At 68.0% G+C, this 26,995-nt stretch carries 26 protein-coding genes; 15 read left to right on the top strand and 11 right to left on the bottom strand.

Going from position 1 to position 26,995, the window contains the following annotated elements; all coding sequences use genetic code 11:
- The first annotated feature begins 213 nt into the window (after positions 1-213).
- The 4 genes from MBTS_RS01405 to MBTS_RS01390 all read left to right on the top strand — a co-directional run bounded on the left by MBTS_RS01405 (position 214) and on the right by MBTS_RS01390 (position 2,045).
- Positions 214-564, top strand: coding sequence for a hypothetical protein (locus MBTS_RS01405; RefSeq protein WP_018045771.1), 351 nt, complete (start codon positions 214-216; stop codon positions 562-564).
- A 31-nt stretch (positions 565-595) separates the two neighbouring features.
- Positions 596-781, top strand: coding sequence for a hypothetical protein (locus MBTS_RS01400; protein ID WP_056143231.1), 186 nt, complete (start codon positions 596-598; stop codon positions 779-781).
- 143 nt (positions 782-924) lie between these two features.
- Entirely contained in the window at positions 925-1,299 is a 375-nt protein-coding gene (locus MBTS_RS01395) for a PepSY domain-containing protein (protein ID WP_056143228.1), read from the top strand.
- Positions 1,300-1,367: 68 nt separating this feature from the next.
- Positions 1,368-2,045 (top strand): response regulator transcription factor, encoded by a 678-nt coding sequence (locus MBTS_RS01390; RefSeq protein WP_056143225.1) that lies wholly within the window; start codon positions 1,368-1,370, stop codon positions 2,043-2,045.
- 12 nt (positions 2,046-2,057) lie between these two features.
- Here MBTS_RS01390 and MBTS_RS01385 read toward each other — a convergent pair whose 3' ends face one another.
- On the bottom strand, positions 2,058-2,462 hold the full coding sequence (locus MBTS_RS01385; protein WP_147832583.1) for a type II toxin-antitoxin system VapC family toxin: 405 nt from the start codon (positions 2,460-2,462) through the stop codon (positions 2,058-2,060).
- Entirely contained in the window at positions 2,462-2,701 is a 240-nt protein-coding gene (locus MBTS_RS01380; RefSeq protein ID WP_147832584.1) for a type II toxin-antitoxin system VapB family antitoxin, read from the bottom strand. Before MBTS_RS01380 ends, MBTS_RS01385 begins: the two co-directional genes overlap by 1 nt.
- Positions 2,702-2,833: 132 nt before the next feature.
- Between MBTS_RS01380 and MBTS_RS01375 the strand changes: the two genes are divergently transcribed.
- From MBTS_RS01375 to MBTS_RS01330, 10 genes are all read left to right on the top strand, one after another.
- Positions 2,834-4,249: a sensor histidine kinase gene (locus MBTS_RS01375; protein WP_056163848.1), complete on the top strand. Its 1,416-nt coding sequence runs from the start codon at positions 2,834-2,836 to the stop codon at positions 4,247-4,249.
- Between the two features lie 164 nt (positions 4,250-4,413).
- Complete coding sequence (gene ccmI, locus MBTS_RS01370) at positions 4,414-5,925, top strand: c-type cytochrome biogenesis protein CcmI (RefSeq protein ID WP_056143216.1); 1,512 nt, start codon at positions 4,414-4,416, stop codon at positions 5,923-5,925.
- Positions 5,926-6,116: 191 nt separating this feature from the next.
- Positions 6,117-6,638 (top strand): cytochrome c maturation protein CcmE, encoded by a 522-nt coding sequence (ccmE, locus tag MBTS_RS01365; RefSeq protein ID WP_018045779.1) that lies wholly within the window; start codon positions 6,117-6,119, stop codon positions 6,636-6,638.
- 31 nt (positions 6,639-6,669) lie between these two features.
- Positions 6,670-8,679, top strand: coding sequence for a heme lyase CcmF/NrfE family subunit (locus MBTS_RS01360; protein ID WP_018045780.1), 2,010 nt, complete (start codon positions 6,670-6,672; stop codon positions 8,677-8,679).
- The gene (locus MBTS_RS01355) at positions 8,676-9,143 is read left to right on the top strand and encodes a cytochrome c-type biogenesis protein (protein ID WP_238254205.1); all 468 of its coding nucleotides are present in this window, start codon (positions 8,676-8,678) and stop codon (positions 9,141-9,143) included. The genes MBTS_RS01360 and MBTS_RS01355 overlap by 4 nt, the downstream gene beginning before the upstream one ends.
- Before the next feature lie 305 nt (positions 9,144-9,448).
- Positions 9,449-9,808 (top strand): hypothetical protein, encoded by a 360-nt coding sequence (locus MBTS_RS01350; protein ID WP_147832586.1) that lies wholly within the window; start codon positions 9,449-9,451, stop codon positions 9,806-9,808.
- Between the two features lie 173 nt (positions 9,809-9,981).
- Positions 9,982-11,661, top strand: coding sequence for a methyl-accepting chemotaxis protein (locus MBTS_RS01345; RefSeq protein WP_147832587.1), 1,680 nt, complete (start codon positions 9,982-9,984; stop codon positions 11,659-11,661).
- 115 nt (positions 11,662-11,776) lie between these two features.
- Positions 11,777-12,466 carry a DUF1007 family protein gene (locus MBTS_RS01340; RefSeq protein ID WP_187273437.1) on the top strand — a complete coding sequence of 230 codons (690 nt, stop codon included), beginning with the start codon at positions 11,777-11,779 and terminating at the stop codon, positions 12,464-12,466.
- Complete coding sequence (locus MBTS_RS01335) at positions 12,457-13,473, top strand: nickel/cobalt transporter (protein WP_147832588.1); 1,017 nt, start codon at positions 12,457-12,459, stop codon at positions 13,471-13,473. The genes MBTS_RS01340 and MBTS_RS01335 overlap by 10 nt, the downstream gene beginning before the upstream one ends.
- Before the next feature lie 98 nt (positions 13,474-13,571).
- Positions 13,572-14,309, top strand: a complete 738-nt coding sequence (locus tag MBTS_RS01330) for a hypothetical protein (RefSeq protein ID WP_192214934.1) — start codon at positions 13,572-13,574, stop codon at positions 14,307-14,309.
- A 1-nt stretch (position 14,310) separates the two neighbouring features.
- Here the strand turns inward: MBTS_RS01330 and MBTS_RS01325 are convergent, their stop codons facing one another.
- Complete coding sequence (locus tag MBTS_RS01325; RefSeq protein WP_192214933.1) at positions 14,311-14,895, bottom strand: histidine phosphatase family protein; 585 nt, start codon at positions 14,893-14,895, stop codon at positions 14,311-14,313.
- Between the two features lie 171 nt (positions 14,896-15,066).
- Between MBTS_RS01325 and MBTS_RS01320 the strand changes: the two genes are divergently transcribed.
- A complete protein-coding gene (locus tag MBTS_RS01320; protein ID WP_192214932.1) occupies positions 15,067-16,092 on the top strand; it encodes a tyrosine recombinase XerC in 1,026 nt (341 codons plus the stop codon).
- On the opposite strand, the gene MBTS_RS01315 is transcribed toward MBTS_RS01320, so the two are convergent.
- From MBTS_RS01315 to mdh, 8 genes are all read right to left on the bottom strand, one after another.
- Positions 16,046-16,768, bottom strand: a complete 723-nt coding sequence (locus MBTS_RS01315) for a glutathione S-transferase (protein WP_192214931.1) — start codon at positions 16,766-16,768, stop codon at positions 16,046-16,048. The genes MBTS_RS01320 and MBTS_RS01315 overlap by 47 nt on opposite strands.
- A 194-nt stretch (positions 16,769-16,962) precedes the next feature.
- Entirely contained in the window at positions 16,963-18,366 is a 1,404-nt protein-coding gene (gene lpdA / locus MBTS_RS01310; RefSeq protein WP_192214930.1) for a dihydrolipoyl dehydrogenase, read from the bottom strand.
- Positions 18,363-19,163 carry a DUF4241 domain-containing protein gene (locus MBTS_RS01305; protein WP_192214929.1) on the bottom strand — a complete coding sequence of 267 codons (801 nt, stop codon included), beginning with the start codon at positions 19,161-19,163 and terminating at the stop codon, positions 18,363-18,365. Before MBTS_RS01305 ends, lpdA begins: the two co-directional genes overlap by 4 nt.
- Before the next feature lie 22 nt (positions 19,164-19,185).
- Entirely contained in the window at positions 19,186-20,514 is a 1,329-nt protein-coding gene (odhB, locus tag MBTS_RS01300) for a 2-oxoglutarate dehydrogenase complex dihydrolipoyllysine-residue succinyltransferase (RefSeq protein ID WP_192214928.1), read from the bottom strand.
- Positions 20,515-20,571: 57 nt separating this feature from the next.
- Positions 20,572-23,559, bottom strand: coding sequence for a 2-oxoglutarate dehydrogenase E1 component (locus MBTS_RS01295; protein WP_056163811.1), 2,988 nt, complete (start codon positions 23,557-23,559; stop codon positions 20,572-20,574).
- Positions 23,560-23,747: 188 nt separating this feature from the next.
- Complete coding sequence (sucD, locus tag MBTS_RS01290; protein ID WP_056143170.1) at positions 23,748-24,632, bottom strand: succinate--CoA ligase subunit alpha; 885 nt, start codon at positions 24,630-24,632, stop codon at positions 23,748-23,750.
- An 8-nt stretch (positions 24,633-24,640) separates the two neighbouring features.
- Positions 24,641-25,837 carry an ADP-forming succinate--CoA ligase subunit beta gene (gene sucC, locus MBTS_RS01285; protein ID WP_018045795.1) on the bottom strand — a complete coding sequence of 399 codons (1,197 nt, stop codon included), beginning with the start codon at positions 25,835-25,837 and terminating at the stop codon, positions 24,641-24,643.
- Positions 25,838-25,951: 114 nt separating this feature from the next.
- Positions 25,952-26,914 (bottom strand): malate dehydrogenase, encoded by a 963-nt coding sequence (mdh, locus tag MBTS_RS01280; protein WP_018045796.1) that lies wholly within the window; start codon positions 26,912-26,914, stop codon positions 25,952-25,954.
- Between the last annotated feature and the right edge of the window lie 81 nt (positions 26,915-26,995).

Raw genomic sequence — 26,995 nt, 5'->3', positions numbered from 1 at the left:
CTCCCCACAAGCTCGACGGATCTCGGGCCTGCCCGAGATCCGTCGAGCTTGTGGGGAGGAGTTGGAGGTGGGGGTGGTTGGGCGACCCTCCGCTTGCGGAGGCTGGCGGAGCCACCCCCACTCCTGACCTCTCCCCACAAGGGGGAGAGGGACGCGGATCGCCTGAAAGAGCAGATGGGTGAATCCAGCCGGGGCAGCGGAAGGGAGGTTCCCATGGACAGGATCGCGCTCGAAGCCGCCCGCCTGTTGTTCTCGGAGGAGGGCGCGGGCTGGATCGTCGCCGCCCTTCTCGGCTTCGCCTGCCTGCACCTCTACCGGGAAGTGGGCCGCTCCCAGGAGGCCCGCATCGGCGATACCGGCGCCACCGCGACGGCTTTGGAACGGGCCTCCCAGGCGAATTCCGCCGTGGCTTTGGCCATCGAGAGCCGGACGCGGGTGCTCGAAGACCTGTCCCGTCTCGCGAGCGAGATCTCGCGCGGCGTCGACCGCAGCGACGAGCGGGCGCGGGAGAAGTTCGACGAGATCCTGCGCCGCCTGTCGGACACCCGCCACGAGGGGCGATGACGCCCCGTGCCCATACGACGGAGAACACCCGATGACCCGCCTCTTCCCGCCTTCCTCGCGGCTGCGCGCCGCCTCCTTCCGCCTCCGGGCCGCCGAGACCCGTTTCGAGCGCTCGATGACCGACCTGTGCCGGGCGGCCCTCGACCATATCGACCGCCAGCACCTCCTCGGCCTCGCCCTGCAGCGCCTCGTCGCCCAGCGCGCCGGCCCCTCGTGACGCCGCCGTCCGGGAACCGGAGGGCCCGCCATCGGCTTGCCCGCTCACCGCCTGTCGCGCCACGATCCGATCGTTCGGACACGGGGCGCGACGGACCCCGCATTCAGGGCGCATTCAGTGCCCGAAGACCATTGACTCAATCCATGCGTATCCTCCTCGCCCTGCTGTTTATCGGCCTGACCGTCGCGGCTTTCGCGACGGGGCCGATTCGCACGCTGGCGGAGGAGACGATGGCGCCCGGAACGGCCGAGGTCTCGGCGCCCATGCAAGCGGTCCCGCCGAGCGAGAGCTGTCTCAGCCCGGCAGATCTGCGCGAGGCGGTGGCGGACAAGCGGGTGATCGAGCCGGTGGCCGCGATCCGCGCCGCCCGGACGGTGATCTCCCGGGCCGAGATCCAGCGCGCCCGGCTCTGCCGGCACGGGGAGGGCCTCGCCTATCTCCTGACGGCCTTGCGCCGGGACGGACAGTTCGTCCACGTGTTGGTGGATGCCACCACCGGGCGGGTTATCGGCAAATAAAGGCGGGGGCGCCTATCGTTCTCCGCGACGGGGGCCTCAGCGCCGCCTCATCTTGGGAGTGAATCGCAGTGCGTCTGCTCGTCGTCGAGGATGACCGGGACATCAACCGGCAAGTGGTCAGCGCGCTCGAGGAGGCCGGCTACGTCGCCGACAAGGCCTTCGACGGCGAAGAGGGTGCCTATCTCGGCGAGAGCGAACCCTACGACGCGATCATCCTCGACATGGGCCTGCCGAAGGCGGACGGCGTCACCGTGCTGCAGAAATGGCGCCGCGCCGGCATCAAGACGCCGGTCATCATCCTCACCGCCCGCGACCGCTGGTCGGACAAGGTCGACGGGTTCGATGCCGGGGCCGACGATTACGTGACCAAGCCCTTCCACATGGAGGAGCTGATGGCCCGCGTGCGCGCGCTCCTGCGCCGCGCCACCGGCCACGCCACGAGCCAGATCTCCTGCGGACCCGTCGTGCTCGATACCCGCTCGGGCCGCGTCTATGTGGACGGCAACCCGATCAAGCTCACGAGCCACGAATACCGCCTGCTCGCTTATCTGATGCACCACACCGGCCGCGTGGTCTCCCGCGCCGAGTTGACCGAGCATCTCTACGACCAGGATTTCGACAGGGATTCCAACACGATCGAAGTCTTCGTCGGCCGCCTGCGCAAGAAGCTCGCGGTGGACCTGATCCAGACCGTGCGCGGTCTGGGCTACCTCGTCGACCCGAACCAGCCCGCGCCGCGGGTGTAGCTTCGATGGGGTTCAGGCTAGAGCCTGCGCGATATCGGTGTGGATGAAGTCCTGGCCCTTGAAGAGGAGCGGGACGCCGTTGTTCTTAGCCGCCGCATAGGCGAAGCAATCGCCCATATTGAGCTGTGCGGGGAGCCCTCTGCCCTTTCCGTATGTCTCGAACGCGTCGAGAGCGGTGGACGCATCGAGAGGCGTCACTGCAACGACGCGGATCGGGACAGCGGCAAGGAACATCTCGACATCGATTCGGGCTTCCCCAATACCGCCCTGCTTGGTCCGTGCGATGGCAAGAACGGATTCGTAGACCGCGATGGGCGACGTGATCAGCGTCGTCGCGCCTTCGAGGCGAGCAGCGAGGTCCGACGCATCGGATTCTCCCGTCAGGATGGCGACCAGTGCCGACGCGTCGACGAACATCAAGCGTCGCCGCTCATCTCGTCATAGAAGGCCTTGTCCGCCTTGAGGCCGGTATCCGGCCGGGATGCGACGCGCTCCCGGATCGGACGAATACGCTCCCACACGGAAACCTTCTCCTCCTCGCGCTTGAGCTCGTTGCCCACACCGAGCTTGATGGCGTCCGTCAGCGAAATGTGCTTGCGCTCGGCAAGAGCACGCACAAGACGATCCGCTTCCTTGTCGCGAATATGAAGAGCCATGGTCCGTTCCTCTTCCAAGAGATGTGTACATAATATGGACGGGCCGTCTACACCATCTCTGTGCCTCGCAAGACGCGCCTTTCCGGCACCTGTCGTGTACCAGGGCATAGCCCCCACGACAGCCGCGCCCAGATGATCGCCTTTCCCTCCTGGCTGCCGTTCCGGCGGCGCTCCATCGCCGTGCGCCTGGCAGGCTCGGCCCTGATCGCGAGTTCGGCGATCCTGCTGATCGCGGCCTGGATCCTCACCACGCTCTACCGCGAGAACACCGAGCGCTCCTTCGACAGCCGGCTCCTCGTCTACGCCAACAACCTCGCCACCGATCTCGTCTCGCCCAACGATCCCGAGAGCCGCTCCTTCAACCTGAGCGACCCGCGCTTCGACCTGCCCCTCTCGGGCTGGTACTGGCAGGTGGGGCGGCCGGATGCGCGCCCGCGCGACCTGCGCACCTCGCGTTCCCTCGTCGGCGTGCCCCTGAAGCCGGCCGGCACCCCGGACAACAATGCCGGGATCGGCCAGATCCGCCAGGGCTACGGCAAGGCCCAGGACGACCGGCCCCTGCGCATCATCGAGCGCGACGTCGATCTCGGCGAGGAGGGGCGCTACACCGTGCGCGTCGCCGGCCCCGCCGACGAGATCGAGAACGATGTCGGCCGCTTCCGTTTCTCGCTGATGGTGACGTTCGGCCTGCTCGGCCTGTTCCTGGCGCTCACGACCCTGCTGCAGATCCGCTTCGGTCTGGCCCCCCTGGCCAAGCTCCGCACGGCTCTGGGCGCGATCCGCCGGGGCGAGGCCGACCGGATCGACGGCGAGTATCCGCGCGACATCGCGCCGCTCGCCGGCGAGGTGAACCTGCTGATCGAGACCAACCGCGAGATCCTGGAGCGTGCCCGCACGCAGGTGGGCAACCTCGCCCATGCCCTGAAGACGCCGCTGTCGATCATCGTCAACGAGGTCGGCGCCAGCGACGCGCAGGAAGACCTCGCCTTCAAGATCCGCGAGCAGGCCGCGGTGATGCGCGACCAGGTGAACTACCACCTCGACCGTGCGCGGGCGGCGGCTTTGGCCGGCACCCTCGGCACCTCCACCGAGGTGGAGCCGGCACTCGCGGGCCTGGTGCGCACCTTCGGCAAGATCTACCGCGACAAGGACATCGCCTACGAGGTCCACGTGCCGCCGGGCCTGCGCTTTCGCGGCGAGCGCCAGGATTTCGAGGAGATGATCGGCAACCTCGTCGACAACGCCTCGAAATGGGCGCGCAGCCGCGTCTCGATCCGGGCGGAGACGGTGAGCGAGCACCATTATCCCCACCTTCTCGTCTCCATCGAGGATGACGGGCCGGGCCTGCAGCCGGAAGACCGCGCGGCGGTACTCGGCCGCGGCCGGCGGCTCGACGAGACCAAGCCAGGCTCAGGGCTCGGCCTTTCCATCGTCGCCGATCTGGCAGCGCTCTATCGCGGGCGCTTTCGCCTGGAGGAGGCGACGCTCGGCGGTGTGCGGGCCGTGATCGAGGTGCCCGGAGACGCGCCGAATGCCAGCGCCGGATGAGCGTCGGGCTATGCGAAACGCGCCGAATGGTGTTTCAGGCGGGGATGCCGCCGAGGCCGGCCCGTCTGAAACGGCACAGGTTCGCGTGACACCGTGTCGCCGGACCGGTCCCTGCGCTCGGACCCGTCCGGCGCTTACATGGTATGGCATGAGTTCGGGGTGAGATGACGGCGATCTGGTTCATACTGGCGGTGATGACGGGGGGCACCGTGCTGGCCCTGCTCTGGCCGATGTCGCTGTGGTCCAAGACCCGGCGGGCGGACGCCGCTTCCCCGCCACCGGCCGGAGCGCTCGTCACAGAGACCGGCTTCTACGAGGATCAGCTCCGCGAAATCGAGCGCGACCTGACGCGGGGACTGATCGCCCCCGGTGAGGCCGAGGCCGCCCGCACCGAGGCGGGCCGCCGTCTTCTGCGTGCGAGCCGCGAAAACCCCGAAGCCGTCTCCGACGGGATCGCCGAGCCGGCCCTGCGCCAGCGTCGGGCGGCCTCGGCCTTCGCGCTGTCGACGATCCCCCTCGTGGCGCTCATCGCCTACGGGCTCTACGGCTCGCCGCACATGCCGTCCCAGACGGCCTCCGACCGGCAGGCGGTGCAGTCGGGCGGACAGGACATGCTCAAGGCCATCGGACAGATCGAGGCACGGCTCGCCAGCGACCCGAGCGACGGTCGCGGCTGGTCGGTGCTCGCGCCGGTCTATGTCCGGCTCGGGCGCTTCGACGATGCGGCCCATGCCTACGAGGCCGCGACCCGCGTGCTCGGCGAGTCGCCGCAGCGCCTCTCCGACTGGGGCGAGGCCCTGGTCGCCGGCGCCAACGGGACCGTGACGCCCCGGGCGAAGGAGATCTTCGAGCGCGCGGCGAGCCTCGATGCCGGCGCCGCCAAGCCGCGCTTCTACCTCGCGCGCGCCGCCGAGCTCGAAGGCGACATCCCCGGCGCGGTCCGGCGGCTGACCGCCTTGATGGAGAATGCTCCGGCCGATGCGCCCTGGCTGCCGCTCGTGCGCGAGACCCTGACCCGCCTGCAAGGCGAGGCGCCGGCCACGGCCGCCAAGCCCGGCCCATCGGCCCAGGCTCCCGATTCCAGTGCTGCGGCGGATCTGCAGGCGATGCCCGCCGCCAATCGCGACGCGGCGATCCGGGGCATGGTCGACGGGCTCGACCGGCGCCTGACGGAAAAGGGAGGCACCGCCGACGAGTGGGTCCGCCTCGTCCGGTCCTACGGCGTGCTGGGAGATCGCGAAAAGATGAAGGCGGCCCTCGACCGGGCGCGGAACGCGGTCGGCAGCGAGGATGGAGCCGGAGCCAAGCTCGATGAGCTCGCCCGCGAGTTTGGCCTCGCCTCGGCGCCCGTACCGCCGGTAACTGCTGCCGATGCGGCCGAACGCGCCGGGACGGACGCCGCCGTGGCTGCCGTGAAGGCGATGCCGGCGCCCGAACGGGACGCGGCCATCCGCGGCATGGTCGCCGGCCTCGACCGGCGCCTCGCCTCCAAGGGCGGCACGGTGGATGATTGGCTGCGTCTCGTGCGTTCGTACAGCGTATTGGGCGAGCGCCAGCAGGCGAGCCATGCCCTCGACCGCGGCCGCATGGCCCTCAGCCCGGATGCCCGCGCCATGGAGAAGCTCGACATCCTGGCCCAGGAGCTCGGCCTGCGCGGCGGCAACGACAAGCCGTAATGCGGGCCGCGCCGCAGGACGCCCCCTGACAATCCGCCCCGGCCACGGCCCTTGACCCGGAGTGCCATGGGGCCGAAACCCAAGATACGCCAGTACCTAAAAGACGCCAGACGACAGGACAGCCGGATCCACCATTCCGGGCCTCCTCAGCGCCCATCATGAGGCGCCGGAACAGAAACGGGACGACACTCGTGACTCGCAAGAGCCGCCGCCTGATCCTGATCGCCGCCTGCGGTGCCGTGCTCGCCCTGGCCCTCGGCCTGATCCTGTCCGCCATGAGCGGGTCGATCGTGTTCTTCCGGTCGCCCACCGAGGTGACCGCGCAGGGCGTGGCGCCGGGCACCCGCTTCCGCCTCGGCGGGCTGGTGAAGGAAGGCTCGCTCCAGCGCGGCCCGGACCAGAACATCGATTTTGCCGTGACCGACACCAACGCGACGGTCCAGGTCCAGTATCGCGGACTGCTTCCCGACCTGTTCCGCGAAGGCCAGGGCATCGTCGCCGAAGGGCGGCTCGAGCCGGGCGGCATCTTCCGCGCCGACACGGTGCTGGCCAAGCACGACGAATCCTACATGCCCCGCGAGGTCGCCGATGCGCTCAAGGCGCAGGGACGGTGGCAGGAGGGCGGCTCCAAGGGAGCCTCCGCCGGGAAAGCCGCCGAGGGCGTGAAGACCGCCGACGGCGAGCCGACGCTCGGACGACGCAGCGAACGATGACCGGTATGACCCTGAGGAAGGACAATCCGACGTGCTGATCGAAGTCGGACATTTCGCGCTGGCATTGGCGCTGGCGCTTTCCCTGGTCCAGGCGGTGATGCCGGTCTGGGCCGCCCGCTCTGGGGATGCGGCCCTGCGCGCCGTAGCCACTCCGGCGGCGCTCGGCACCTTCGCCTGCATCCTGTTCTCGTTCGGGGCGCTCACCTACGCCCATGCCACCTCGGACTTCTCGGTCCAGAACGTGATCGAGAACTCGCACACGGCCAAGCCCTTCCTCTACAAGCTCTCGGGCGTGTGGGGAAACCATGAGGGCTCGATGCTGCTCTGGGTCCTCATCCTGGCCCTGTTCGGCGCCCTGGTCGCCGTGTCCCGGAACTCGGTTCCGCCGGTGCTCCGGGCCAACACCCTGGCGGTCCAGGGCCTCATCACCTTCGTCTTCGTGCTGTTCATCATCACGACCTCGAACCCGTTCATGCGGGTGAGCCCGGCGCCGGTCGAGGGCAACGACCTCAATCCGCTGCTGCAGGATTTCGGCCTCGCGATCCATCCGCCCCTCCTCTATGTCGGCTATGTCGGCTTCTCGATCACCTTCGCCTTCGCCATCGCGGCGCTGATCGACGGTCGCATCGACGCGGTCTGGGCGCGCGCCGTGCGCCCCTGGACGCTGATCGCCTGGAGCTTCCTGACCCTGGGCATCGCGATGGGATCGTACTGGGCCTATTACGAGCTCGGCTGGGGCGGCTGGTGGTTCTGGGATCCGGTGGAGAACGCCTCGCTGATGCCCTGGCTCGCAGGCACGGCGCTGCTTCATTCCACCGTGGTCATGGAGAAGCGCGACGCGCTCAAGGTCTGGACGGTGCTGCTCGCCATCCTCACCTTCTCGCTGTCGCTGCTGGGCACCTTCATCGTCCGCTCGGGCGTGCTCACCTCGGTGCATTCCTTCGCCACCGACCCGACGCGCGGCGTCTTCATCCTCGCCATCCTGATCCTGTTCATCGGCGGCTCGCTCAGCCTCTTCGCCTGGCGCGCGCCGATGCTGCGGCAGGGCGGCCTGTTCGCGCCGATCTCGCGCGAGGGCGCCCTGGTGATGAACAACCTGTTCCTCGCCGCCGCCTGCGCCACGGTCTTCGTCGGCACACTCTACCCGCTGCTCCTCGAATCCCTGACCTCCGAGAAGATCTCGGTGGGGCCGCCTTTCTTCAACTACACCTTCATCCCCCTGGCGATCCCGCTCCTCCTCATCGTTCCCTTCGGCCAGACCCTGGCCTGGAAGCGCGGCGACGTGCACGCAGCCTCGCAGCGCCTGTTCGCCGCCATGGGTGTCGCCCTCGCGGTGGGCCTCGCCGTGCTCGCCTGGACCTGGGGTGGCCCGATGATGGCGCCCATCGGCATCGGCCTCGGCGCCTATCTCGTCGTCGGCTCGGCCATGGAGATCGTGTCGCGGGCCCGTGGCTACGGCAACAGCCGGGCACGGACGGTGAGCGGCGTCATGCGACGGGCGCTGGGCCTGCCCCGCTCGGCCTGGGGCACGGCGCTCGCTCATGCGGGCGTCGGAATCGTAGTTCTCGGTATCGCCGCGCAAGGTTGGGCCACGGAAGCCCTGAGCACGGTGAAGCCGGGCGAGTCCCTCGCCTCCGGCCCTTACGTGGCGACCCTCGACCGGGTCGGCCCGCGCACGGGCGAGAATTACGAGGAGACGACGGCCTTCCTGACCATCCGCAACACGGCCGGTGACTTCATCGGCACCGTGGAGACGGGCAAGCGGTTCTATCCGAGCCGCAAGATGAACGTGACGGAATCCGGCCTACTCACCGTCGGCGTCAGCCAGGTCTATGCCAGCCTTGGCGAGATGGTCCCCGGCGGGGCCATCGGCCTGCGGCTCTACTACAAGCCCCTGGTGCTGTTGATCTGGCTCGGTTCCGTCGTCATGGCGCTGGGCGGGGCGGTGTCCCTCACCGACCGTAGGATGCGGGTGGGCGCGCCCGCACGGGCGAAGGAAAAGGCCAAGACCATGCCCGGCACCATGGCCCCCGCCGAATGAGCGCGGCCCGTCTTCCCCGCCTGCTCGTCGCGCTGGCGCTTCTCGCCGGCTCGACGGGCACCACCCTGGCCGTCCAGCCGGACGAGGTCCTGCCGGACGCCAAGCTCGAAGCGCGGGCGCGCGACATCTCCTCCGGCCTGCGCTGCCTCGTTTGCCAGAACCAGTCCATCGACGATTCCGATGCGCCCCTGGCGCGCGACCTCCGGCTCATTGTGCGGGAGCGCCTGAAGGCGGGGGACGACGACCGGCAGGTGCAGGATTATGTGGTCGGCCGCTACGGGGAATACGTCCTGCTGCGGCCGGTCCTCGCCCTGCACACGCTGCTGCTCTGGCTGACGCCCCTCATGGCCCTCGGCCTTGGTGTCTTTGGGCTCTGGCGTCTGTCGCGCCGGCGCGCGGATCACGAGACCAAGCTGAGCCCGGCGGAAGAAGCCGAGATCGCCGCGCTGACCCGGCGCGACTGACGGAACGCTCGCGCTGCATCGCAGCATGTTATCTTCCTAGGCCAATCCCGCATCGAACCGCCTTTCGGTCGAACGTCCATTTCCGGTCCTGGGAACGGCAGCTTCTGTCTGTCATGCTGTCGAGCTATGTATTATTGACATGTATCAAGGTATTTTTTGACGAGTCATGCAATCCAGGCATTGACGCATTGCAATATTTTCCTCTTCGCAGCGCAGCATAAAATCCGCATATGTCGGTCTCCCGGTGCAACCGGCTCTCCCAACGGGCACTCCCGGCGGACAGTAACCGCACAGGTTCCCTCATCATGCGCATCTCGTCCAAAGCCCTCCTCGCCGTAGCGCTCACCCTCGCCTCCGCCACGGCCTCCCCGGCGACCGAGCTTTCGCCGGCAAGCGCACAGAGCGTCGACCTCGGTGCCTATCGGGGCTCAGCCTATTATACGGTGGAGAAGGGCCGCTACCGCGTCGTCGCCACCCTGGCCAGCGTCAATTCCGGCAACGACCAGCCGCAGGTGATCCGGCTCGTGACCACCCTCAATCCCGAGCAGACGGTGCATCTCTCGGTGCCCGGAACCCTCGGTTCCGACGGACGCGAGACCACCATCGCCTTCTCGCGCAGCGGCGACCGGGTCGACGTCGCCTCCGCCGATTCCACGGCCTACTGAGCTACGCTTTTCAGCGACTCCTCGCCAGGCACCGACACCGGAGGCCGCCTCGAAACGGGCGGCCTCAAGCGTTTTTCTGAGGCATTACAGCTCGTTAGCCGCCTCGATTTAAACTCCCGGCAAGGTTCGGGACGTCATCAGCTTCGGAAAGCCCTCGATGACGGAACGAGTCCATGCGCCTCTCCCTCGGCAACAAACTCGCGGCCGTGATGGGCGTTCTGGCGCTCGGTGCCTGCGCCCTGTCCCTGTTCAACGATCGGATGGTCCTGCATCAGCAGGCGCGGACGGCCGAGATGGATTCGGTATGGGAACGCACCCTGTCGGCCCAGGGCCTCGCCCTCTCGATCGAACGCACCGTGGTCGCGGCAACGACGGTCTACACGGCGGACGACACCGAGGACGCCAAGGGGAAGTTCGGCGCCCTGAAGACCGCCCTCGCCGAGGTCGGTCAGCAGAAGGACGCGTTTCTGGGCCGGATCACCGGGCATGTCTCCGATACGGAACGCCTCAAGCTCGATCTGATGCTGAAGGAGTTCCTGGCCTATCAGACCGATACGGCGGAGCTCGGCCTCACCATCTCCCCGAAGGCGGCGCTGATCCAGGGCACCGACGAGGCCACGGTGGCGAGCCGCGCCAGAATGGTGTCCGCGATCACGCGGATCGGCAAGGACACCCTGGTGCGTCTCGCCGACGAACGCTCGGACGCCGCGGCGGAGATCGAGCAGACCCGTAGCATAAGCCTCGTGGCCTCCGGGGCGGTGATCCTCTTCACCTTCGGTTTCGCTCACTGGCTCGTCCTCAAGGAGATCCGCCAACCGCTGGCCCGCCTCGGATCGGCGATCGATGCCCTTGCCGCCATGGATCTCACCCGGGCCATCCCGTTGCTGGAACGACGCGACGAGATCGGTACCATGGCCCGCTCCATTGCGGTGCTGCGGACCGTCATCGTCGACAAGGTCGAAGGCGATGCGCGCGCGCTCGCCCATTCCGCTCTGGAAGCCGAGCGGGCCGCGCGCCTGGAGGCAGCCGCCCAGGCCTTCGAGCAGGAGGCTCAGAGGGTGGCGCAGGATCTGTCGAGCGCCGCCACTGCCATGGCGGGCGCGGCGGAGGCGGTGTCGGACGCCGTGCGGCTCACGCGGGATCAGGCCACCATCGTTTCGGAAGGTGCGGCCGGCGCGGGACAACAGGTGCGCAGGGCTGCGGCCGCCAGCGCGGATGTCGCGGGAGGTAGCGAGGCCATCGACCGGCAGTCGCGCATCCGCGATGGCTTGGGCGAACTGGCGCACCGCGAGGTCACGGCCACGCGCCGCGCCGCCGCGTTGCTCACCGAGGCGGGGCGCGAGATCGGCACCGTGGTCGAGACCATCGCCACCGTCGCCGCGCAGACGAATCTCCTAGCACTCAATGCCACGATCGAGGCGGCGCGCGCGGGCGAAGCCGGACGCGGCTTCGCGGTGGTCGCCGGCGAGGTGAAGGCGCTCGCCGCCCAGACGGCGGGCGCCACCGAAGCGATCAAGGGACAGATCGAAGCCATGCGGGGCGCCGCGCAGGACACCCTCCGGGCGGTGGAGGCCATCGGCGGAACGATGGATCAGATGGCGGGCGCGGATGCGGCCGTGGCCCTCGCTCTTGAGGCCCAGCGGATCGCGGGCGCACGCGTCGCAGACAGCGTCGCCGATGCCGAGGCCAGCGCCGACGCCGTGTCCGGCGGCATCGCCACGGTCGAGGAAGCCGCCGCGTCCAGCGCGCAGGCCGCCGAATCGGTGAGGAGTGTCGCCGGCCGCGTGGCGGCGGCGAGCCTCGCCCTCGACGAGAGCATTGCGGGGTTTCTCGCCAGCGTCCGGGCCGCTTGACGGAAGCTCGCGCCTCGCTTTCGCCCCAGTGAAATCGGAGGAGATCGTCAAGGCCGCCGGTCGCTGACGCACCGCGCGTTGAGATTTTGTTTACCTTGACTCGCGAGCGTCCAGCATGGCTTCGCCGATCGCTCCCCAATCCGCCCGCTGCTTCGGCGCCTCCTCTCTGGCGGCGCTTGTCCTCAGCCTCGGCCTTGCCGCTCCGGCATCGGCTCATCCGCATGTCTGGGTCACATCGAAGGCGGAGATCGATTACGGCGAGGGCGGCAAGGTGACGGGCATCCGTCACGCCTGGACCTTCGATGCCAGCTACTCGGCCTCGGCGATCCAGGGCCTCGACGCCAACGGGGATGGCACGGTCTCCCCCGACGAACTCGCGGGTCTGGCCACCGACAACACCGCCAATCTCGCGGAATTCGCCTACTTCACCAAGCTCAAGGTCGGCGGCAAGGAGCAGACCTTCGGCGACCCGGTGGAGCCGCGCATGAGAATGGACGGCGACAAGCTGACCCTCAGCTTTCTCCTCCCGCTGAAATCGCCGGTGGCGCAGGGGCGCGGGGTCGCTGCCTTGGAAGTCTTCGACCCGACCTATTTCGTCGCGTTCAGCCTCTCGGAGGATGCCGACACCGCCCGCCTCGTCGGGGCTCCCTCCGGCTGCGCCGCCACGATGACCCGCCCCAAGAAGGAGGCGCCGAAGACCGCCGATGCCAAGCCGGGCATGTCGGAGGCCTTCTTCGAAGCCCTCACCAACGCCTCCAGCTACGGCGTCCAGTTCGCCAACCGGATCATCGTCGCATGTCCGTAGGCACCGCCATCACAGAGCCGGCGACGTCCCGCAGCAGGCTCCCCCTACAGTTCGCCCTGGCCATCGCGGCCATCGCCCTCGTCGCCCTTGCCCTCACGGCGCTGTCGTGGCTCCTCGGCTCCAGCGTAGCTCCGCCGCCGCCCCGCTCCCCATTCGGGGTCGGATTTCGCGAGGCCGCGCCCTCAGCCACCGGGATCGGCGGCGGGCTGCTCGCCATGCAATCGAGCTTCTCACGCAGCCTGCAGGCCACCGTCGCCGCGATCAAGCAAGGCGGAAGCTGGGGGCCGATGGTCCTCATCGGCTTCAGCTACGGCGTGTTCCACGCCGCCGGGCCGGGCCATGGCAAGGCGGTGATCGCCGGTTACATCGTGGCCGGAGAACGGGCGCTGGCGCGCGGCTTCTCGCTCAGCGCCGCCGCGGCCTTGCTTCAGGCCCTCGTCGCCATCGCCATCGTCGCCATCGGCAATCTCCTGCTCAACGCCACCGCCGCCGGGATGACGCGGGCCGGCACGGTGATCGAGACGGTGAGCTTCGCCCTCGTCGCCCTCCTCGGGCTCACGGTGACGTGGCGGAAGGCCGGACGACTGGCGGGACTCGTCCACGGTGGTAACGCTGCCGCCTGCGCGCCCGGCTGCGGCCATGTCCACCTCACCGACGCCAGCGCCATCGGCCGCCTCGATTCGTGGCGCGAGCGGGCCGGCGTGGTGATCGCAGCGGGATCGCGCCCCTGCGCCGGCGCGATCCTCATCCTCGTCTTCTCCGCCTCGCAGGGCATCCTCGCGGCGGGCATCGCGGCGACTTTCGCCATGGCTCTGGGCACGGCCCTGACCACCGGGTTGCTGGCGAGCCTGGCGGTCTTCGCCAAGGCCCTGGCCCTGCGTCTCGCGGGCGGGCGCGGCGCGTCCGGCGCCGTTGCGGTGGGCGGGCTCGAACTCCTGGCCGGGGCCTTCGTCCTCGTGCTGGGCATCGCCATGCTGGCGGGGCTCGCCGTGGGCGTGGGCGACTGAGATTTTCCTCGTCACGGCACGCAATCCCGTGGCAGGTTCCGGGTACCCCGCCGGTTCGCGCTGGGGTTTTCCCGTGAAACCAGAGGGAGCCGGCACGCATGGCAACGGGTTTCGAGCACATCCTCCATTGGCGTCTGCTGCCCGGCTCGCACCCTTTCCCCGGTCCCGATGGCGGCACCTGCATCAACGAGGCGGCAATCGTCGCCGCAGGCTTGCCCTACCGGACGATCCGTTCCTCGTCGGATTGCCCGCCGTGCTTCTCGGCACCGCTCGCCGCCTACGCACTCGGCCTCAACGATGCGATGCCGGACGACCAGCGCCCCCGATTGATGGCCTTCGTCCTGCGCCTGTCCGGCTCCGCCGATACCCCGGAGGTGGAGGAGCGGCGCGTTCGCTTTCTCGCCCTCGAGAGCATCCGCCGCATCCTGCCTCCCCTCCTCGACCGCGCGGGTTTCGCGGATCTCGCCGCCCGTTGCGACGAAGCGCGAGATCTCGATGCCGGTGTCTCGGCGGCCCATGATGCCGCGTGGCGCGGAGGTGCGATCGCGCAGGCCGCCTCGCGGCAGAGGGATTGGAGACGGGGCGCCCTCGCCTCTTCCGTCGCTCGCAGCGCGGCGGCCGCGGTGAAATCGGCCAACTATTCCCGTTGCGCCGCCGAGGTCGCGGAAGGTGCAGCACCCTTCGCCGAGGGCGTCTGGGACAGCGCCGCGACCATCCTCCACGAGGCCCTCGCCATCGGGCGACGGGCGCCCGACATCGATCTCGTTCAGGCGCGGGAGCGGCTGGATGCGGCGCGGGCGGGCGCGGCGCGAACGCCTGCCGTCTCCGGCAGATGAATTAGCCCGCCACCGGCCCAGATGCGAGGTCGAGCTCGGTGGTCTGGCAGTTGTCGAGCCAGATGCCGGTGAGGTGGAAGAAGAACGTGCCATGGCCGACGACGGCGATGGTGCGCTCGCGCCGCTCGGTCAGCCAGTCGCGGAACGTCGCCACGCGGCGATCGAACAGGTGGCGCGGCTCCACATGCACGCCCTCCGCGATCGGCTCACCCTCGGCATGCCACCAGATCTCCGGCAGGTGATCGATATCGAGATGCGGGAATTCCGCCTTCAGCACGGAGGCGGCGCGCCCCACGTCGCAGCTGCTCTCCTGGCATTCGCGATGGAGCACTTCCACCAGGATCTCTGGCTTGGCCGGATGATCGCCGAAGATGCCGGCGGTGGTCTGGATGGCGCGGGTGAGCGGAGACGTCACCACCAGATCGAATGGGATGTCCCGCAGCCTCTCCCGGGCCGCCGCGACCTGAATGAGGCCTCGGTCCGTCAGCCGGGCGTCGATATGGCCGGGATCGCGTCCGGTGAGGCGATGGGCTGCGTTGAAGGTGGATTCGCCGTGGCGGATGCAGACGATGCGTGTCTCGGACATGCGGGCTCGGATCGGGAGGAACGACAGGGGTCGGATGCGTTGGACAAGCGCCTAGCCTGCATGCCGTTCCGCGAAAAGGCCGGCCATCGCCGTAACGGACTCGCTCCGTCGGCAACGCTCCGTCAACCTCGGTGGCGTTGAGTGGGCTTTTCGCCCTCGGATCACCGCGCGATGCTCCATGTCCCTCCCCCGTTTCCGGAAGCCTGCGCCGTCGCTTTCCCCGGCGACGATGCGGTCCGGTCCGTCGCCATGGCGTGGCAGGACTCTCTGATGCGCGAGCGCCGGATGGCCGCGAACACGGTGGAGGCTTATGCCCGCGACCTGAGGCAGTTCCTCTGCCATCTGCAGAGCCGCACCGGTGCCGTGCGCATCGCCGGGCTCGTCGCCCTCAAGCCGCGCGACATCCGTGGGTTCATGGCCGCGCGCAGAGCGGAGGGCGTGAGCGGTCGATCGCTGATGCGGGCACTCGCGGGCCTGCGCTCCTTCGCGCGCCATCTCGAACGGGACGGCCACGGCAGCGTGTCCGCCCTCGGCGCGATCCGCTCGCCCAAGGTCGAGCGACGCCTGCCGCGCCCGATTCCCATCGCCGCCGCCCGCGCCTTGACCGATATCGACATCCGCGCCGGGGAATCCCGCGAGCCCTGGGTCCTGGCGCGTGACGCCGCCGTTCTCGCTCTTCTCTACGGGTCCGGCTTGCGCATTTCCGAAGCCCTCGGGCTCACCCGCCGCGATGCCCCCGTACCTGGAGTGGAGTCGGTGACGGTGATGGGCAAGGGCGGCAAGGAGCGGATGGTGCCGATCCTCCCCGTCGTGGCCGAGGCGGTGGCGGCCTATCTCGCCGCCTGCCCCCATGCCCTCGATCCGGAAGGGCCGCTCTTCGTGGGCGTGAAAGGCGGCAAGCTCTCGCCACGGATCATCCAATATGCGGTGGCCTCCCTGCGCGGCGCCCTCGGCCTGCCGGACAGCGCCACCCCCCATGCCTTGCGGCACTCCTTCGCCACCCACCTCCTGGCCCGGCAGGGAGAATTGCGCGCGATCCAGGAACTGCTCGGCCACGCCTCGCTCTCGACGACGCAGCTCTACACCAAGGTCGACGCCGCACGCCTGATGGATGCGTTCGATCAGGCCCATCCCCGTGCGGGTGCGCGCGCTACGGATCGAGTTCTGGATAGTGCCGGAAGATCCCCTGCTGGTTGAAGGGAATGCGGCGCGGGCTCGCCAGATAGGCCGAGATCCTCGGCCGTTGCCGGACGGCGTCGTGCAAGGCGGCGACGTGGCGGTTCTCGGTGAGGGTCCGTTCCGTCGCGCGTGGGAAGGCGTAGAGCAACCCGTCCACGAGTTGGAACAGGGACAGGTCGGCGTAAGTCGTAGCCCCTCCGACGAGATGGAGGCCGTCGTTACGGCCGAGCACATGGTCGAACCAGGCGAGATACTCCGGAATCCGGTTCGCCTGAAAATCCTTCGCCCGCCGAAGCGCTTCGGGCTGCTGGTCCTCGTAGGTGAGGCTCACCGCGATGGGATGGTGGGTGTCGTGAGCTTCCGCCACCACATCGGCAACGGTCAGCTGGATCTGGTGGGTCCAGAGGCGGTCGGCTTCGCCTGCCGGGGCGAGGCCGAGCCGGGGACCGAGATAAAGCAGGATCGCCGCGGTCTGGCCGATGACGACGTCGCCGTCCCGGAGGAAGGGCGGCGCGTAGGCGGGCCGGGCGATCGACGGATCTTCCAGCAAGGCCGCCATGGCGCCGAGGCCCTGTCCGTCCTCCTCCCGTCCCCGGGCGACATCGACATACTCCGCCCCGGCTTCCTCCAGGGCGAGACGGACGAACTCGCCGCGGCCCTGGATCGTCGGCCAATAATAGAGTTCGTAGGGCATCCGGCTCGCTCAGGTTTCAAACCGCCGAGTACGACATGCATCCCGCCAGCCACCTCATCCTGAGGTGCAGGAGCGAAGCGGAGGCCTCGAAGGAGGGCTCCGCTTCGCGCAGCGATCCCTGGAGGTCTCCTTCGAGGCGGCTGTCGCCGCACCTCAGGATGAGGTGCGCGGGGTGGAAAAAGTGCCCCTGCTTCTCAGATGTGGATCGCCCGCTTGCCGACGGCGAGGGCGGCTTCCTTGACCGCCTCGGTCAGCGTCGGGTGGGCATGGCAGGTCCGGGCGACGTCCTCGGCGCTGGCGCCGAATTCCATGGCGACGGCCAGTTCCGCGATGAGGTTGCCCGCATCCGCGCCGACGATATGGACGCCGAGCACCCGGTCGGTCTTGGCATCCGCCAGGATCTTCACGAAGCCATCGGTGGTGTGGTTCACCTTGGCGCGGCCGTTCGCGGTGAAGGGGAACTTGCCCGCATTGTAGGCAATGCCGTCCTTCTTCAGTTCCTCCTCGGTCTTCCCCACCGAGGCGACCTCCGGATAGGTGTAGACTACGTTCGGGATCACCCCGTAATTCACGTGGCCCGATTGCCCGGCGAGGAGTTCCGCCACGGCGACACCCTCGTCCTCGGCCTTGTGAGCGAGCATCGGCCCCGCGATCACGTCGCCGATGGCGTAGATGCCGGTGACGTTGGTGGCGTAGTGGCTGTCGGTCTGGATGCGGCCCTTGTTGTCGAGCTGCACGCCCACCGTTTCGAGACCCAGCTTCTCGGTGTAGGGCACGCGGCCGATGGCAACGAGCACCACGTCGGCTTCGAGCTTCTCGGCATCGCCGCCGGCGGCCGGCTCAATTGACACGGTGGCGGCGCCGTCCTTCACCTCGACGCCGGTGACCTTCGAGGACAGCTTGAAGACGATGCCCTGCTTGCCGAGGATCCGCTGAAACTGCTTGCCGACCTCGCCGTCCATGCCCGGCAGGACACGGTCGAGATATTCCACCACGGTCACTTCGGAGCCAAGACGGCGCCAGACAGAGCCGAGTTCGAGGCCGATCACGCCGGCGCCGATGATGAGGAGCTTCTTCGGCACGGCCTGAAGTTCGAGGGCGCCGGTGGAGGAGACGACGATCGTCTCGTCTATGGTCACGCCGGGCAGCTTCGTCACGTCGGAGCCCGTGGCGATGACGATGTTCTTCGTCTCCAGCATCTGGTTACCGCCATCCTCGGACAACACCTCGACGCGGCCGGCACCGGCGACCCGGCCGAGGCCGTGATAGGCGTCGATCCCGTTCTTCTTCAGCAGGAACTCGACGCCCTTGGTGTTGCCGTCGACGCCGTCCTGCTTGAACGACATCATCTTCTTGAGGTCGAGTTCGGGTGCGCTGACGATCACGCCCATATCGCCGAAATGCTTCGAGGCCTCCTCGAACGCCTCGGAGGCGTGGAGCAGGGCCTTCGACGGGATGCAGCCGACATTGAGGCAGGTGCCGCCATGGGTGGCCCGTTTCTCCACCACGGCGGTCTTGAGACCGAGCTGGGCGGCGCGAATGGCGCAGACATAGCCGCCGGGGCCGGTGCCGATGACGACGAGATCGTAGGTGCTCATGGGCGGTCGGTTCCTGATGCGGTGCTCTCCGGCGAACCGGAGAGCGAAGGTTGTTTGGACGGAGCCCCGTTGCCGTCCTCGATGACGGACAGGTCGGTGACGAGGAGGACCGGCCGGTCCTCCTCGTCGAGGCCCCAATAGGAGGCGTAGACGCCGTCGCCCCAGCCGCTCTGGAACACGGCGAGCGTCGCCGGGTCGTCGGCCAGCGGCTTGAGCATCACCTCGGTGCCGCCAGCAGCTTCGAGGGGAGCGTGAATGATGTCGTCGTAGGAGGACCCATAACCGGGCCGCTTCTGCTCCCGGGCGTCGCGGCGCAGGAAAGCGCTCCGCGCCGCAACGTCCATCAGGGCGCCGAGCCCGGCATCGACAGGAAAGCCGTACACCTCGTCGTCCTTCAACGTCCGGGCATCCTGCCCAGGAAGCAGGGCCATCTGCCAGTGAGACGGCGTGCCTCGTGCGAAGCGGATTTCCGCGAGAGCCACCCGGTCCTGCGCCTTGTAGATCGTGATCGGGTAGCGCCCCGGCGGCACGCGGCGGGCGAAGGCGGGCCGCTCGGGCTGCACGGCCGGATCGGTGGCGACGATGGCGCCGGTCGGAAAGTCCGCCTCGCCGAGCGGCAGCCGGGTGATGGCGCGCTCGGCCAGCATGGTGTCGGAGAGCGCCGTGACCGCGAGGTTCGGGCCAGCCGGTATGTCGACGGGGTAAATCGGCAGCTCCCTCGTCCGGCCCCACCATACCGCTGCCAGCGCCGCCAACCCCAACGCGGGGACGGCGGTAAGCACGAGGCGCCGATTCATCGCGTCTGCGCCGGAAGCCGGATCAGAGATCCAGCACGAGACGTGCCGGATCCTCGAGCGCCTCCTTGACGCGCACGAGGAAGGTCACCGCCTCCTTCCCGTCGACGATGCGGTGATCGTAGGAGAGCGCGAGATACATCATCGGCCGCGCCTCGATCTTGCCGGCGCGAACGACGGGACGCTCCTCGATGCGGTGCATGCCGAGGATGCCCGATTGCGGCGCGTTGAGGATCGGGGTCGACATCAACGAGCCGTAGATGCCGCCATTGGTGATGGTGAAGGTTCCGCCCTGCATCTCCTCGATGGAGAGCTTGCCGTCCCGCGCCTTCTTGCCGAACCCGGCGATCGTCTTCTCGATGCCGGCGATGGAGAGGTCGTCGGCATTGCGCACCACAGGCACGACGAGGCCCTTATCGGTGCCGACCGCGATGCCGATGTGATAGTAGTTCTTGTAGACGAGGTCGGTCCCGTCGATCTCGGCATTGACCGCGGGCACGTCCTTGAGGGCGCCGATCACCGCCTTGGTGAAAAAGCCCATGAAGCCGAGCTTGGTGCCGTGCTTCTTCTCGAAGATGTCCTTGTACTGGGAGCGGAGGGCCATGACGGCGGACATGTCGACGTCGTTGAACGTCGTCAGCATCGCCGCCGTGTCCTGGGCGTCCTTCAGGCGGCGCGCGATGGTCTGGCGCAGCTTCGTCATCTTCACGCGTTCTTCGCGCGCGGCATCGTCGGGCTTCGAGGCCGGGCGCGGCGGCGAGGGAGCCTTGGCCTGGCGGGCCGGCTCCTGAGCAGGGGCCGGAGCGGACGGCGCCTTGGAGGTCGCCTCGATCATGTCGCCCTTGGTGACGCGGCCGTCCTTGCCGGTGCCGTTCACCGTCGATGGGTCGATGCCGGATTCCCGCGCCATCTTGGCGACAGCCGGGCCGTTATCTCCCGCCGGGCGATCGGATGCCGGCGCGGCGGCGTCGCCGTGATTGCCGTAAGCCGCAGAGGATTCTTCCGCCGGCGCCTTCGCTGCCCCTTCGGATTGTGACTTCGCCGGCTCCTCGGTGCGGGTCTCGGCCTTGGTCTCGGTCTTCTTCGGAGCGGCGGCCTTCGCGCCACCGCCGGCACCGGCCTCGACGATGGACCCCAGCAGGGCGCCGGGCTCCACGGTCTCGCCGTCCTTCGCAAGGATCTCACCGAGTTCGCCGGCGGCGGGAGCGTTGACTTCGAGGGTGACCTTGTCGGTCTCCAGCTCCACCAGGGGCTCGTCCGCCGCCACCGCGTCGCCCGGCTTCTTGAACCAGCGGCCGATGGTGGCCTCGCTCACGGATTCGCCAAGCGTGGGGACGATGATGTCGGTTGCCATGGTGTGTAGTCCGCCCGAATGGTTGGTCGTGTCGGATGAAGGGGAGTGCCGGAGGCGTCAGGCCGCCAGCGCCTCGTTGAGGAAGGCCTGGAGCTGGGCCTGATGTTTCGAGAGAAGGCCGACCGCCGTCGAAGCCGAGGCCGGGCGACCCACATAGCGGGCCCGCTTCACCTGGGACTGGGCCTGGCCGAGCACCCATTCGAGATACGGATCGACGAAGGACCAGGCGCCCATGTTCTTGGGCTCCTCCTGGCACCACACCACCTCGGCGTTGCGGAAGCGCGCCATCTCGTTGGCCAGCGCCTTGAGCGGGAACGGATAGAGTTGCTCCACGCGCATTAGGTAGACGTCGTTGACGCCGCGCTTCTCGCGCTCGTCGTAGAGGTCGTAATACACCTTGCCTGAGCAGAGCACGACACGGCGGACCTTGTCGTCCTTCACCAGCCGGACGCCGTCCTCCTCGTGCTCGGCATCGTCCCAGAGCACGCGGTGGAAGGTCGACCCTTCGGCCAGCATGTCGAGGTTCGACACCGCTCGCTTGTGGCGCAGGAGCGATTTCGGGGTCATCAGCACCAGCGGCTTGCGGAACTCGCGGTTCAGCTGTCGGCGCAGGATGTGGAAGTAGTTCGAGGGCGTGGTGCAGTTGGCGACCTGCATGTTGTCCTCGGCGCACATCTGCAGGAAGCGCTCGAGGCGCGCGGAGGAATGCTCCGGCCCCTGGCCCTCGTAGCCGTGCGGCAGCAGCAGCGTCAGGCCGGACATGCGCAGCCACTTGCGCTCACCGGATGAGATGAACTGGTCGATGACCACCTGCGCGCCGTTGGCGAAGTCGCCGAACTGCGCCTCCCACAGCACCAGGGCGTTGGGCTCGGCCAGGGAGTAGCCGTATTCGAAGCCGAGCACGGCCTCCTCGGAGAGCATCGAGTTGATGACCTCGAGATTCGCTTGGCCCTCGCGGATCGAGTTCAGCGAGGTGTAGCGCTGCTCGTTCTCCTGATCGATCACCACGGCATGGCGCTGCGAGAACGTCCCGCGCTCCACGTCCTGGCCGGACAGCCGGACCCGGTGACCGTCGATGAGGAGCGATCCGATGGCCAGAGCCTCGGCGGTCGCCCAATCGATGCCCTTGCCCGTCTCGACCGCCTTGGCGCGGTTGTCGAAGAAGCGCTGGATGGTGCGGTGGAGATGGAAGCCCGGCGGCGGCGTGGTGATGCGCTGGGCGATCTCACGCAGGGTGTCGGCGGGCACGCCGGTCTTGCCGCGGCGCGGATCGTCCACGTCTTCGCGCACCGCCTTGAAGCCGGACCAGCGACCGTCGAGCCAATCGGCCTTGTTGGCTTTGTAGTTGCCGGCGACCTCCAGCTCCCCGTCGAGCATGGCGCGGAATTCGGCCTTGCGCGTGTCGAACTGCTCCTGCGTCAGCACGCCTTCGGCGATGAGCCTCTTGGCGTAGGTCTCCAGCGCCGTCGGGTGCTTGCGGATGCGCTGATACATCTTGGGCTGGGTGAAGGCCGGCTCGTCGCCCTCGTTGTGACCGAAGCGGCGGTAGCACAGCATGTCGATGACGACGGGCTTGCCGAACTTCTGGCGGTACTCGATGGCGATCTTGGCCGCGAAGGTCACGGCCTCCGGGTCGTCGCCGTTGCAGTGGAAGATCGGCGCCTCCACCATCTTGGCGACGTCCGACGGATAGGGCGACGAACGCGAGAAGCGCGGATCGGTGGTGAAGCCGATCTGATTGTTGATGATGAAGTGGATCGAGCCGCCGGTGCGGTGTCCTTTCAGGCCCGACAGGCCGAGGCACTCCGCCACCACGCCCTGGCCGGCGAAGGCCGCGTCGCCATGGATGAGAAGCGGCACGACGCTGGTGCGCTGCACGTTCGGCTTGGCCCGCTGGTCCTGCTTGGCACGGACCTTACCCAGCACCACCGGATCGACGATCTCAAGATGGGACGGGTTGGCGGTCAGCGAGAGGTGGACGTTGTTGTCGTCGAACGTGCGGTCCGACGAGGCACCGAGATGGTACTTCACGTCGCCCGAGCCCTCGACCTCGGCGGGCGAGGCCGAGCCGCCCTTGAACTCGTTGAAGATCGCGCGGAACGGCTTCGACATGACGTTCGAGAGCACGTTGAGCCGGCCGCGATGGGCCATGCCGAGAACGATCTCCTTGGCGCCCAGCGCGCCGCCGCGCTTGATGATCTGCTCCAGCGCCGGGATCATCGATTCCGAGCCGTCGAGACCGAAGCGCTTGGTGCCGGTGTATTTGAGGTCGAGGAACTTCTCGAAGCCCTCCGCTTCCACCAGCTTGTTCAGGATCGCGCGCCGGCCTTCGGGCGTGAAGGAGATCTCCTTGCCCTTGCCCTCGATGCGCTCCTGAATCCACGCCTTCTCCTCCGGGTTGGAGATGTGCATGAATTCGACGCCGAGGGTCTGGCAGTAGGTGCGCTCCAGGATCTCGACGATCTCGCGGATGGTCGAATATTGCAGGCCGAGCACGTTATCGAGGAAGATCGGACGGTCCCAATCCTTCTCCTCGAACCCGTAATGCTGGGGATGCAACTCCTCGTGGTCGCCGCGCGGGGCGAGGCCGAGGGGATCGAGCTTGGCGTGGAGATGGCCGCGCATGCGGTAGGCACGGATCAGCATGATCGCGCGGACGGAATCCTTGGTGGCCTGCTCCACCGATACGCCGCTGGCGGCGACCACCGCCGCGCCGTTGGCGACCTTGGCGCCATCGAGCTTGGCGGTATCCGATTTCGCGCGGATCTTGTCGCCCACCGCCTTCTCGACCGTGGCCCAATTGCCGTCGAGGGCCGAGACCATCTCGCCATTGGCATGAACGGGCCAGTTCGGCTTCTGCCAGGAGGCACCCGCGGCGTTCTTCTCGGCAAGGCCGCTCTCGTCACCGAGGGATTTGAAGAAATCCTGCCACTGCTGATCGACCGAATGCGGATCACGGGCATAGGCCGCCTGCAATTCCTCGAGATAGGCGGCATTGCCACCGGTGAGGAACGAGGTTTCGAGAAGCGCGTCCTGGCGGGCCATCGTCGATCATCCTACCGCTTTTGTCGGGGAAGCCGCCCCTGCGGCCCGCCCCTGCTCCCCCCCGTGGCGCCGATGGGCGCTTAGATGGGGATGTCCGAGTCGACGCGGCGATCAGGCCGCGTCGCTTCCTAGATAGAGGCTGCGGGACGATTTTGCACCGCAACACAAGTGACAGATTCCCGTCAGCCTCAACCCTTGAGGACGTCGACGAGTGTGCTGCCGAGGCGTGCCGGCGAGGGCGAAACTCGGATGCCGGCGGCTTCCATCGCCGCGATTTTGTCCTCGGCGCCGCCCTTGCCGCCGGAGATGATGGCGCCGGCATGGCCCATGCGGCGGCCGGGCGGGGCCGTGCGGCCGGCGATGAAGCCGACCATGGGTTTCTTGCGGCCGCGCCTGGCTTCGTCGGCGATGAACTGCGCCGCCTCTTCCTCGGCGGAACCGCCGATCTCGCCGATCATCACGATCGACTCGGTCTTGTCGTCGGCGAGGAACAGTTCGAGCATCGAGATGAACTCGGTGCCCTTCACCGGATCGCCGCCGATGCCCACCGCCGTGGTCTGGCCGAGACCGGCATTCGAGGTCTGGAACACGGCCTCGTAGGTCAGCGTGCCGGAGCGCGAGACGATGCCCACCGAGCCGCGCTTGAAGATGTTGGCCGGCATGATGCCGATCTTGCACTCGCCGGCGGTGACGACGCCGGGGCAGTTCGGCCCGATGAGGCGCGACTTCGAGCCCTCCAGCGACCGCTTCACCCGCACCATGTCGAGGACCGGAATCCCCTCCGTGATGCAGACGATGAGCGGGATTTCCGCCTGGATCGCCTCGCAGATGGCATCGGCGGCACCGGGCGGGGGTACATAGACGACCGATGCCGTCGCGCCGGTCGCCTCGCGGGCTTCGGCCACGGTGTCGAAGACCGGGAGGCCGAGATGGCTCGCGCCGCCCTTACCCGGTGAGGTGCCTCCGACCATCTTGGTGCCGTAGGCGATGGCCTGCTCGGAGTGGAAGGTCCCGTTCTTGCCGGTGAAGCCCTGGCAGATGACCTTGGTGTTCGCGTCGATCAGGATGGACATGGGTACTCTCAGCCCTTCTTCACGGCGGCGACGATCTTCTGCGCGGCATCGTCGAGGTCGTCGGCGGGGATCACGTTGAGGCCGGAATTCCGGATGATCTCCTTGCCCTTCTCGACGTTGGTGCCCTCCAGTCGCACCACCAGGGGTACTTCGAGGCCCACCGTCTTCACCGCGGCGATCACGCCGTTGGCGATCACGTCGCACTTCATGATCCCGCCGAAGATGTTGACGAGGATGCCCTTCACCTGCGGATCGGCGGTGATGATCTTGAACGCCGCCGTCACCTTCTCCTCGCTCGCGCCGCCGCCGACATCGAGGAAGTTCGCCGGCTCCTCACCGTAGAGCTTGATGATGTCCAGCGTCGCCATGGCCAGGCCCGCGCCATTGACCATGCAGCCGATGGTGCCATCCAGCGCGATGTAGGCGAGGTCGTATTTCGACGCCTCGATCTCCTTGGCGTCCTCCTCGGTCTCGTCGCGGAGCGCCACGATGTCCGGATGACGGTACAGCGCGTTCGAATCGAACGAGATCTTGGCGTCCAGGCATTTGAGATGGCCGTCGCCGGTGAGCACCAGCGGGTTGATCTCCAGCATGCTCATGTCCTTGGCGGTGAAAGCCGCGTAGAGCTTGGTGGTGAGGTCGCCGGCTTCCTTGGCCTGCGCGCCGGTGAGGCCGAGAGCCTTGGCGACGGCCCGGCCGTGATGCGGCATGATCCCGGTGGCAGGATCGACCGAGAAGGTGATGATCTTCTCGGGCGTGTCGTGCGCCACGGTCTCGATATCCATGCCGCCTTCCGTGGAGACGACGAAGGCGACCCGTCCGGTCTCGCGGTCGACGAGCATCGACAGGTAGAACTCGGCGGCGATCTGCGCGCCTTCCTCGATGTAGAGGCGGTTGACCTGCTTGCCGGCCTCGCCGGTCTGGATCGTGACCAGCGTCTGGCCCAGCATTTCGCCGGCAAACTGCTTGACCTCGTCGATGGACTTGGTGACGCGCACGCCGCCCTTGGCACCGGCGGGCGCGCCCTTGAAGGTGCCCTTGCCACGTCCACCCGCATGGATCTGCGACTTCACCACCCAGACCGGACCGCCCAGCTCCTTGGCGGCTGCCTCGGCCTCTTCCGGCTTGAAGATCGGCACGCCGCGGGAGACGGGCAGGCCGAACTCCTTGAGCACCGCCTTCGCCTGATATTCATGGATGTTCATTAGGAAATTTCCTCGCCTCGTCCCGCGGCAACGCGCGGGATTGGAAGACACGACACACCGGCCTCGTTCACGCCGACGGGAAACCCGCCGACGCGCGACGCTTCTTGTGAGATTTCAGGCCAGCGCCGGGTTCACGGTCTTGCAGGCTTCGATCAGGGTCTTCACGGCGCCCACCGACTTGTCGAACATGGCCTTCTCGTCGGCGTTGAATTCCACCTCGAGGACGCGCTCGACACCGCCGGCACCAATCACGATCGGGACGCCGACATACATGCCGTCGATTCCGTACTCGCCGCTGAGATAGGCGGCGCAGGGCAGCACCCGGCGCTTGTCGCGCAGGTAGCTCTCGGCCATGGCGATGGCGGAGGCGGCCGGGGCGTAGAAGGCCGAGCCGGTCTTGAGCAGGTTCACGATCTCGCCGCCGCCCTTCCGGGTCCGCTCGACCATGGCGTCGAGCTTCTCCTGGGTCGTCCAGCCGAGCTTGACGAGGTCCGGCAGCGGCACGCCGGCCACGGTGGAGTAGCGCACCAGCGGGACCATGTCGTCGCCGTGGCCGCCGAGCACGAAGGCGGTGACATCCTCCACCGAGACCTTGAACTCGTCGGCCAGGAAGTGGCGGAAGCGCGCCGAATCGAGCACGCCGGCCATGCCGACGACCTTGTTGGTGGGCAAGCCGGAGAACTTCTGCAGGGCCCAGACCATGGCGTCGAGCGGGTTGGTGATGCAGATCACGAACGCGTCCGGAGCGTGCTCCTTGATGCCGGTGCCGACGGCTTCCATCACTTTGAGGTTGATACCGATCAGGTCGTCGCGGCTCATGCCGGGCTTACGTGGCACGCCTGCGGTGACGATCACCACGTCGGCCCCGGCAATGGCCGAATAATCGCTGGCGCCCGTATAGGTGGCATCGAACCCGTCGACCGGAGCGGATTCCGCGATGTCGAGGGATTTGCCCTGGGGAACGCCATCGACGATGTCGAACAGGACGACGTCGCCGAGTTCCTTCAGGCCCGCCAGATGCGCGAGGGTTCCGCCGATCTGCCCGGCGCCGATGAGCGCGATCTTGCTGCGTGCCATGGAAAACGAACCTCCAGTATCGGTGCCGATCCGCGATGCTCCGTCCGAACGGACGGGCTGATTGTCGAGGTCGCGATCGCA

Origin of the sequence: Methylobacterium bullatum, from assembly GCF_014845095.1 — a bacterium.
GTDB lineage: Bacteria > Pseudomonadota > Alphaproteobacteria > Rhizobiales > Beijerinckiaceae > Methylobacterium > Methylobacterium bullatum.
Note: the sequence above shows the minus strand (reverse complement) of the source record. Positions and strands in the feature narration are given on the sequence as shown.

What these genes read in the sequence shown, in the direction of transcription:
- MBTS_RS01405 (WP_018045771.1), top strand. Translation starts at nt 214, where the DNA reads ATGGACAGGATCGCGCTCGAAGCCGCCCGCCTGTTGTTCTCGGAGGAG.
- MBTS_RS01400 (WP_056143231.1), top strand. Translation starts at nt 596, where the DNA reads ATGACCCGCCTCTTCCCGCCTTCCTCGCGGCTGCGCGCCGCCTCCTTC.
- MBTS_RS01395 (WP_056143228.1), top strand. Translation starts at nt 925, where the DNA reads ATGCGTATCCTCCTCGCCCTGCTGTTTATCGGCCTGACCGTCGCGGCT.
- MBTS_RS01385 (WP_147832583.1), bottom strand. Translation starts at nt 2,462, where the DNA reads ATGTTCGTCGACGCGTCGGCACTGGTCGCCATCCTGACGGGAGAATCC.
- MBTS_RS01380 (WP_147832584.1), bottom strand. Translation starts at nt 2,701, where the DNA reads ATGGCTCTTCATATTCGCGACAAGGAAGCGGATCGTCTTGTGCGTGCT.
- MBTS_RS01375 (WP_056163848.1), top strand. Translation starts at nt 2,834, where the DNA reads ATGATCGCCTTTCCCTCCTGGCTGCCGTTCCGGCGGCGCTCCATCGCC.
- ccmI (WP_056143216.1), top strand. Translation starts at nt 4,414, where the DNA reads ATGACGGCGATCTGGTTCATACTGGCGGTGATGACGGGGGGCACCGTG.
- MBTS_RS01355 (WP_238254205.1), top strand. Translation starts at nt 8,676, where the DNA reads ATGAGCGCGGCCCGTCTTCCCCGCCTGCTCGTCGCGCTGGCGCTTCTC.
- MBTS_RS01350 (WP_147832586.1), top strand. Translation starts at nt 9,449, where the DNA reads ATGCGCATCTCGTCCAAAGCCCTCCTCGCCGTAGCGCTCACCCTCGCC.
- MBTS_RS01345 (WP_147832587.1), top strand. Translation starts at nt 9,982, where the DNA reads ATGCGCCTCTCCCTCGGCAACAAACTCGCGGCCGTGATGGGCGTTCTG.
- MBTS_RS01340 (WP_187273437.1), top strand. Translation starts at nt 11,777, where the DNA reads ATGGCTTCGCCGATCGCTCCCCAATCCGCCCGCTGCTTCGGCGCCTCC.
- MBTS_RS01335 (WP_147832588.1), top strand. Translation starts at nt 12,457, where the DNA reads ATGTCCGTAGGCACCGCCATCACAGAGCCGGCGACGTCCCGCAGCAGG.
- MBTS_RS01330 (WP_192214934.1), top strand. Translation starts at nt 13,572, where the DNA reads ATGGCAACGGGTTTCGAGCACATCCTCCATTGGCGTCTGCTGCCCGGC.
- MBTS_RS01325 (WP_192214933.1), bottom strand. Translation starts at nt 14,895, where the DNA reads ATGTCCGAGACACGCATCGTCTGCATCCGCCACGGCGAATCCACCTTC.
- MBTS_RS01320 (WP_192214932.1), top strand. Translation starts at nt 15,067, where the DNA reads ATGCTCCATGTCCCTCCCCCGTTTCCGGAAGCCTGCGCCGTCGCTTTC.
- MBTS_RS01315 (WP_192214931.1), bottom strand. Translation starts at nt 16,768, where the DNA reads ATGCCCTACGAACTCTATTATTGGCCGACGATCCAGGGCCGCGGCGAG.
- lpdA (WP_192214930.1), bottom strand. Translation starts at nt 18,366, where the DNA reads ATGAGCACCTACGATCTCGTCGTCATCGGCACCGGCCCCGGCGGCTAT.
- MBTS_RS01305 (WP_192214929.1), bottom strand. Translation starts at nt 19,163, where the DNA reads ATGAATCGGCGCCTCGTGCTTACCGCCGTCCCCGCGTTGGGGTTGGCG.
- odhB (WP_192214928.1), bottom strand. Translation starts at nt 20,514, where the DNA reads ATGGCAACCGACATCATCGTCCCCACGCTTGGCGAATCCGTGAGCGAG.
- MBTS_RS01295 (WP_056163811.1), bottom strand. Translation starts at nt 23,559, where the DNA reads ATGGCCCGCCAGGACGCGCTTCTCGAAACCTCGTTCCTCACCGGTGGC.
- sucD (WP_056143170.1), bottom strand. Translation starts at nt 24,632, where the DNA reads ATGTCCATCCTGATCGACGCGAACACCAAGGTCATCTGCCAGGGCTTC.
- sucC (WP_018045795.1), bottom strand. Translation starts at nt 25,837, where the DNA reads ATGAACATCCATGAATATCAGGCGAAGGCGGTGCTCAAGGAGTTCGGC.
- mdh (WP_018045796.1), bottom strand. Translation starts at nt 26,914, where the DNA reads ATGGCACGCAGCAAGATCGCGCTCATCGGCGCCGGGCAGATCGGCGGA.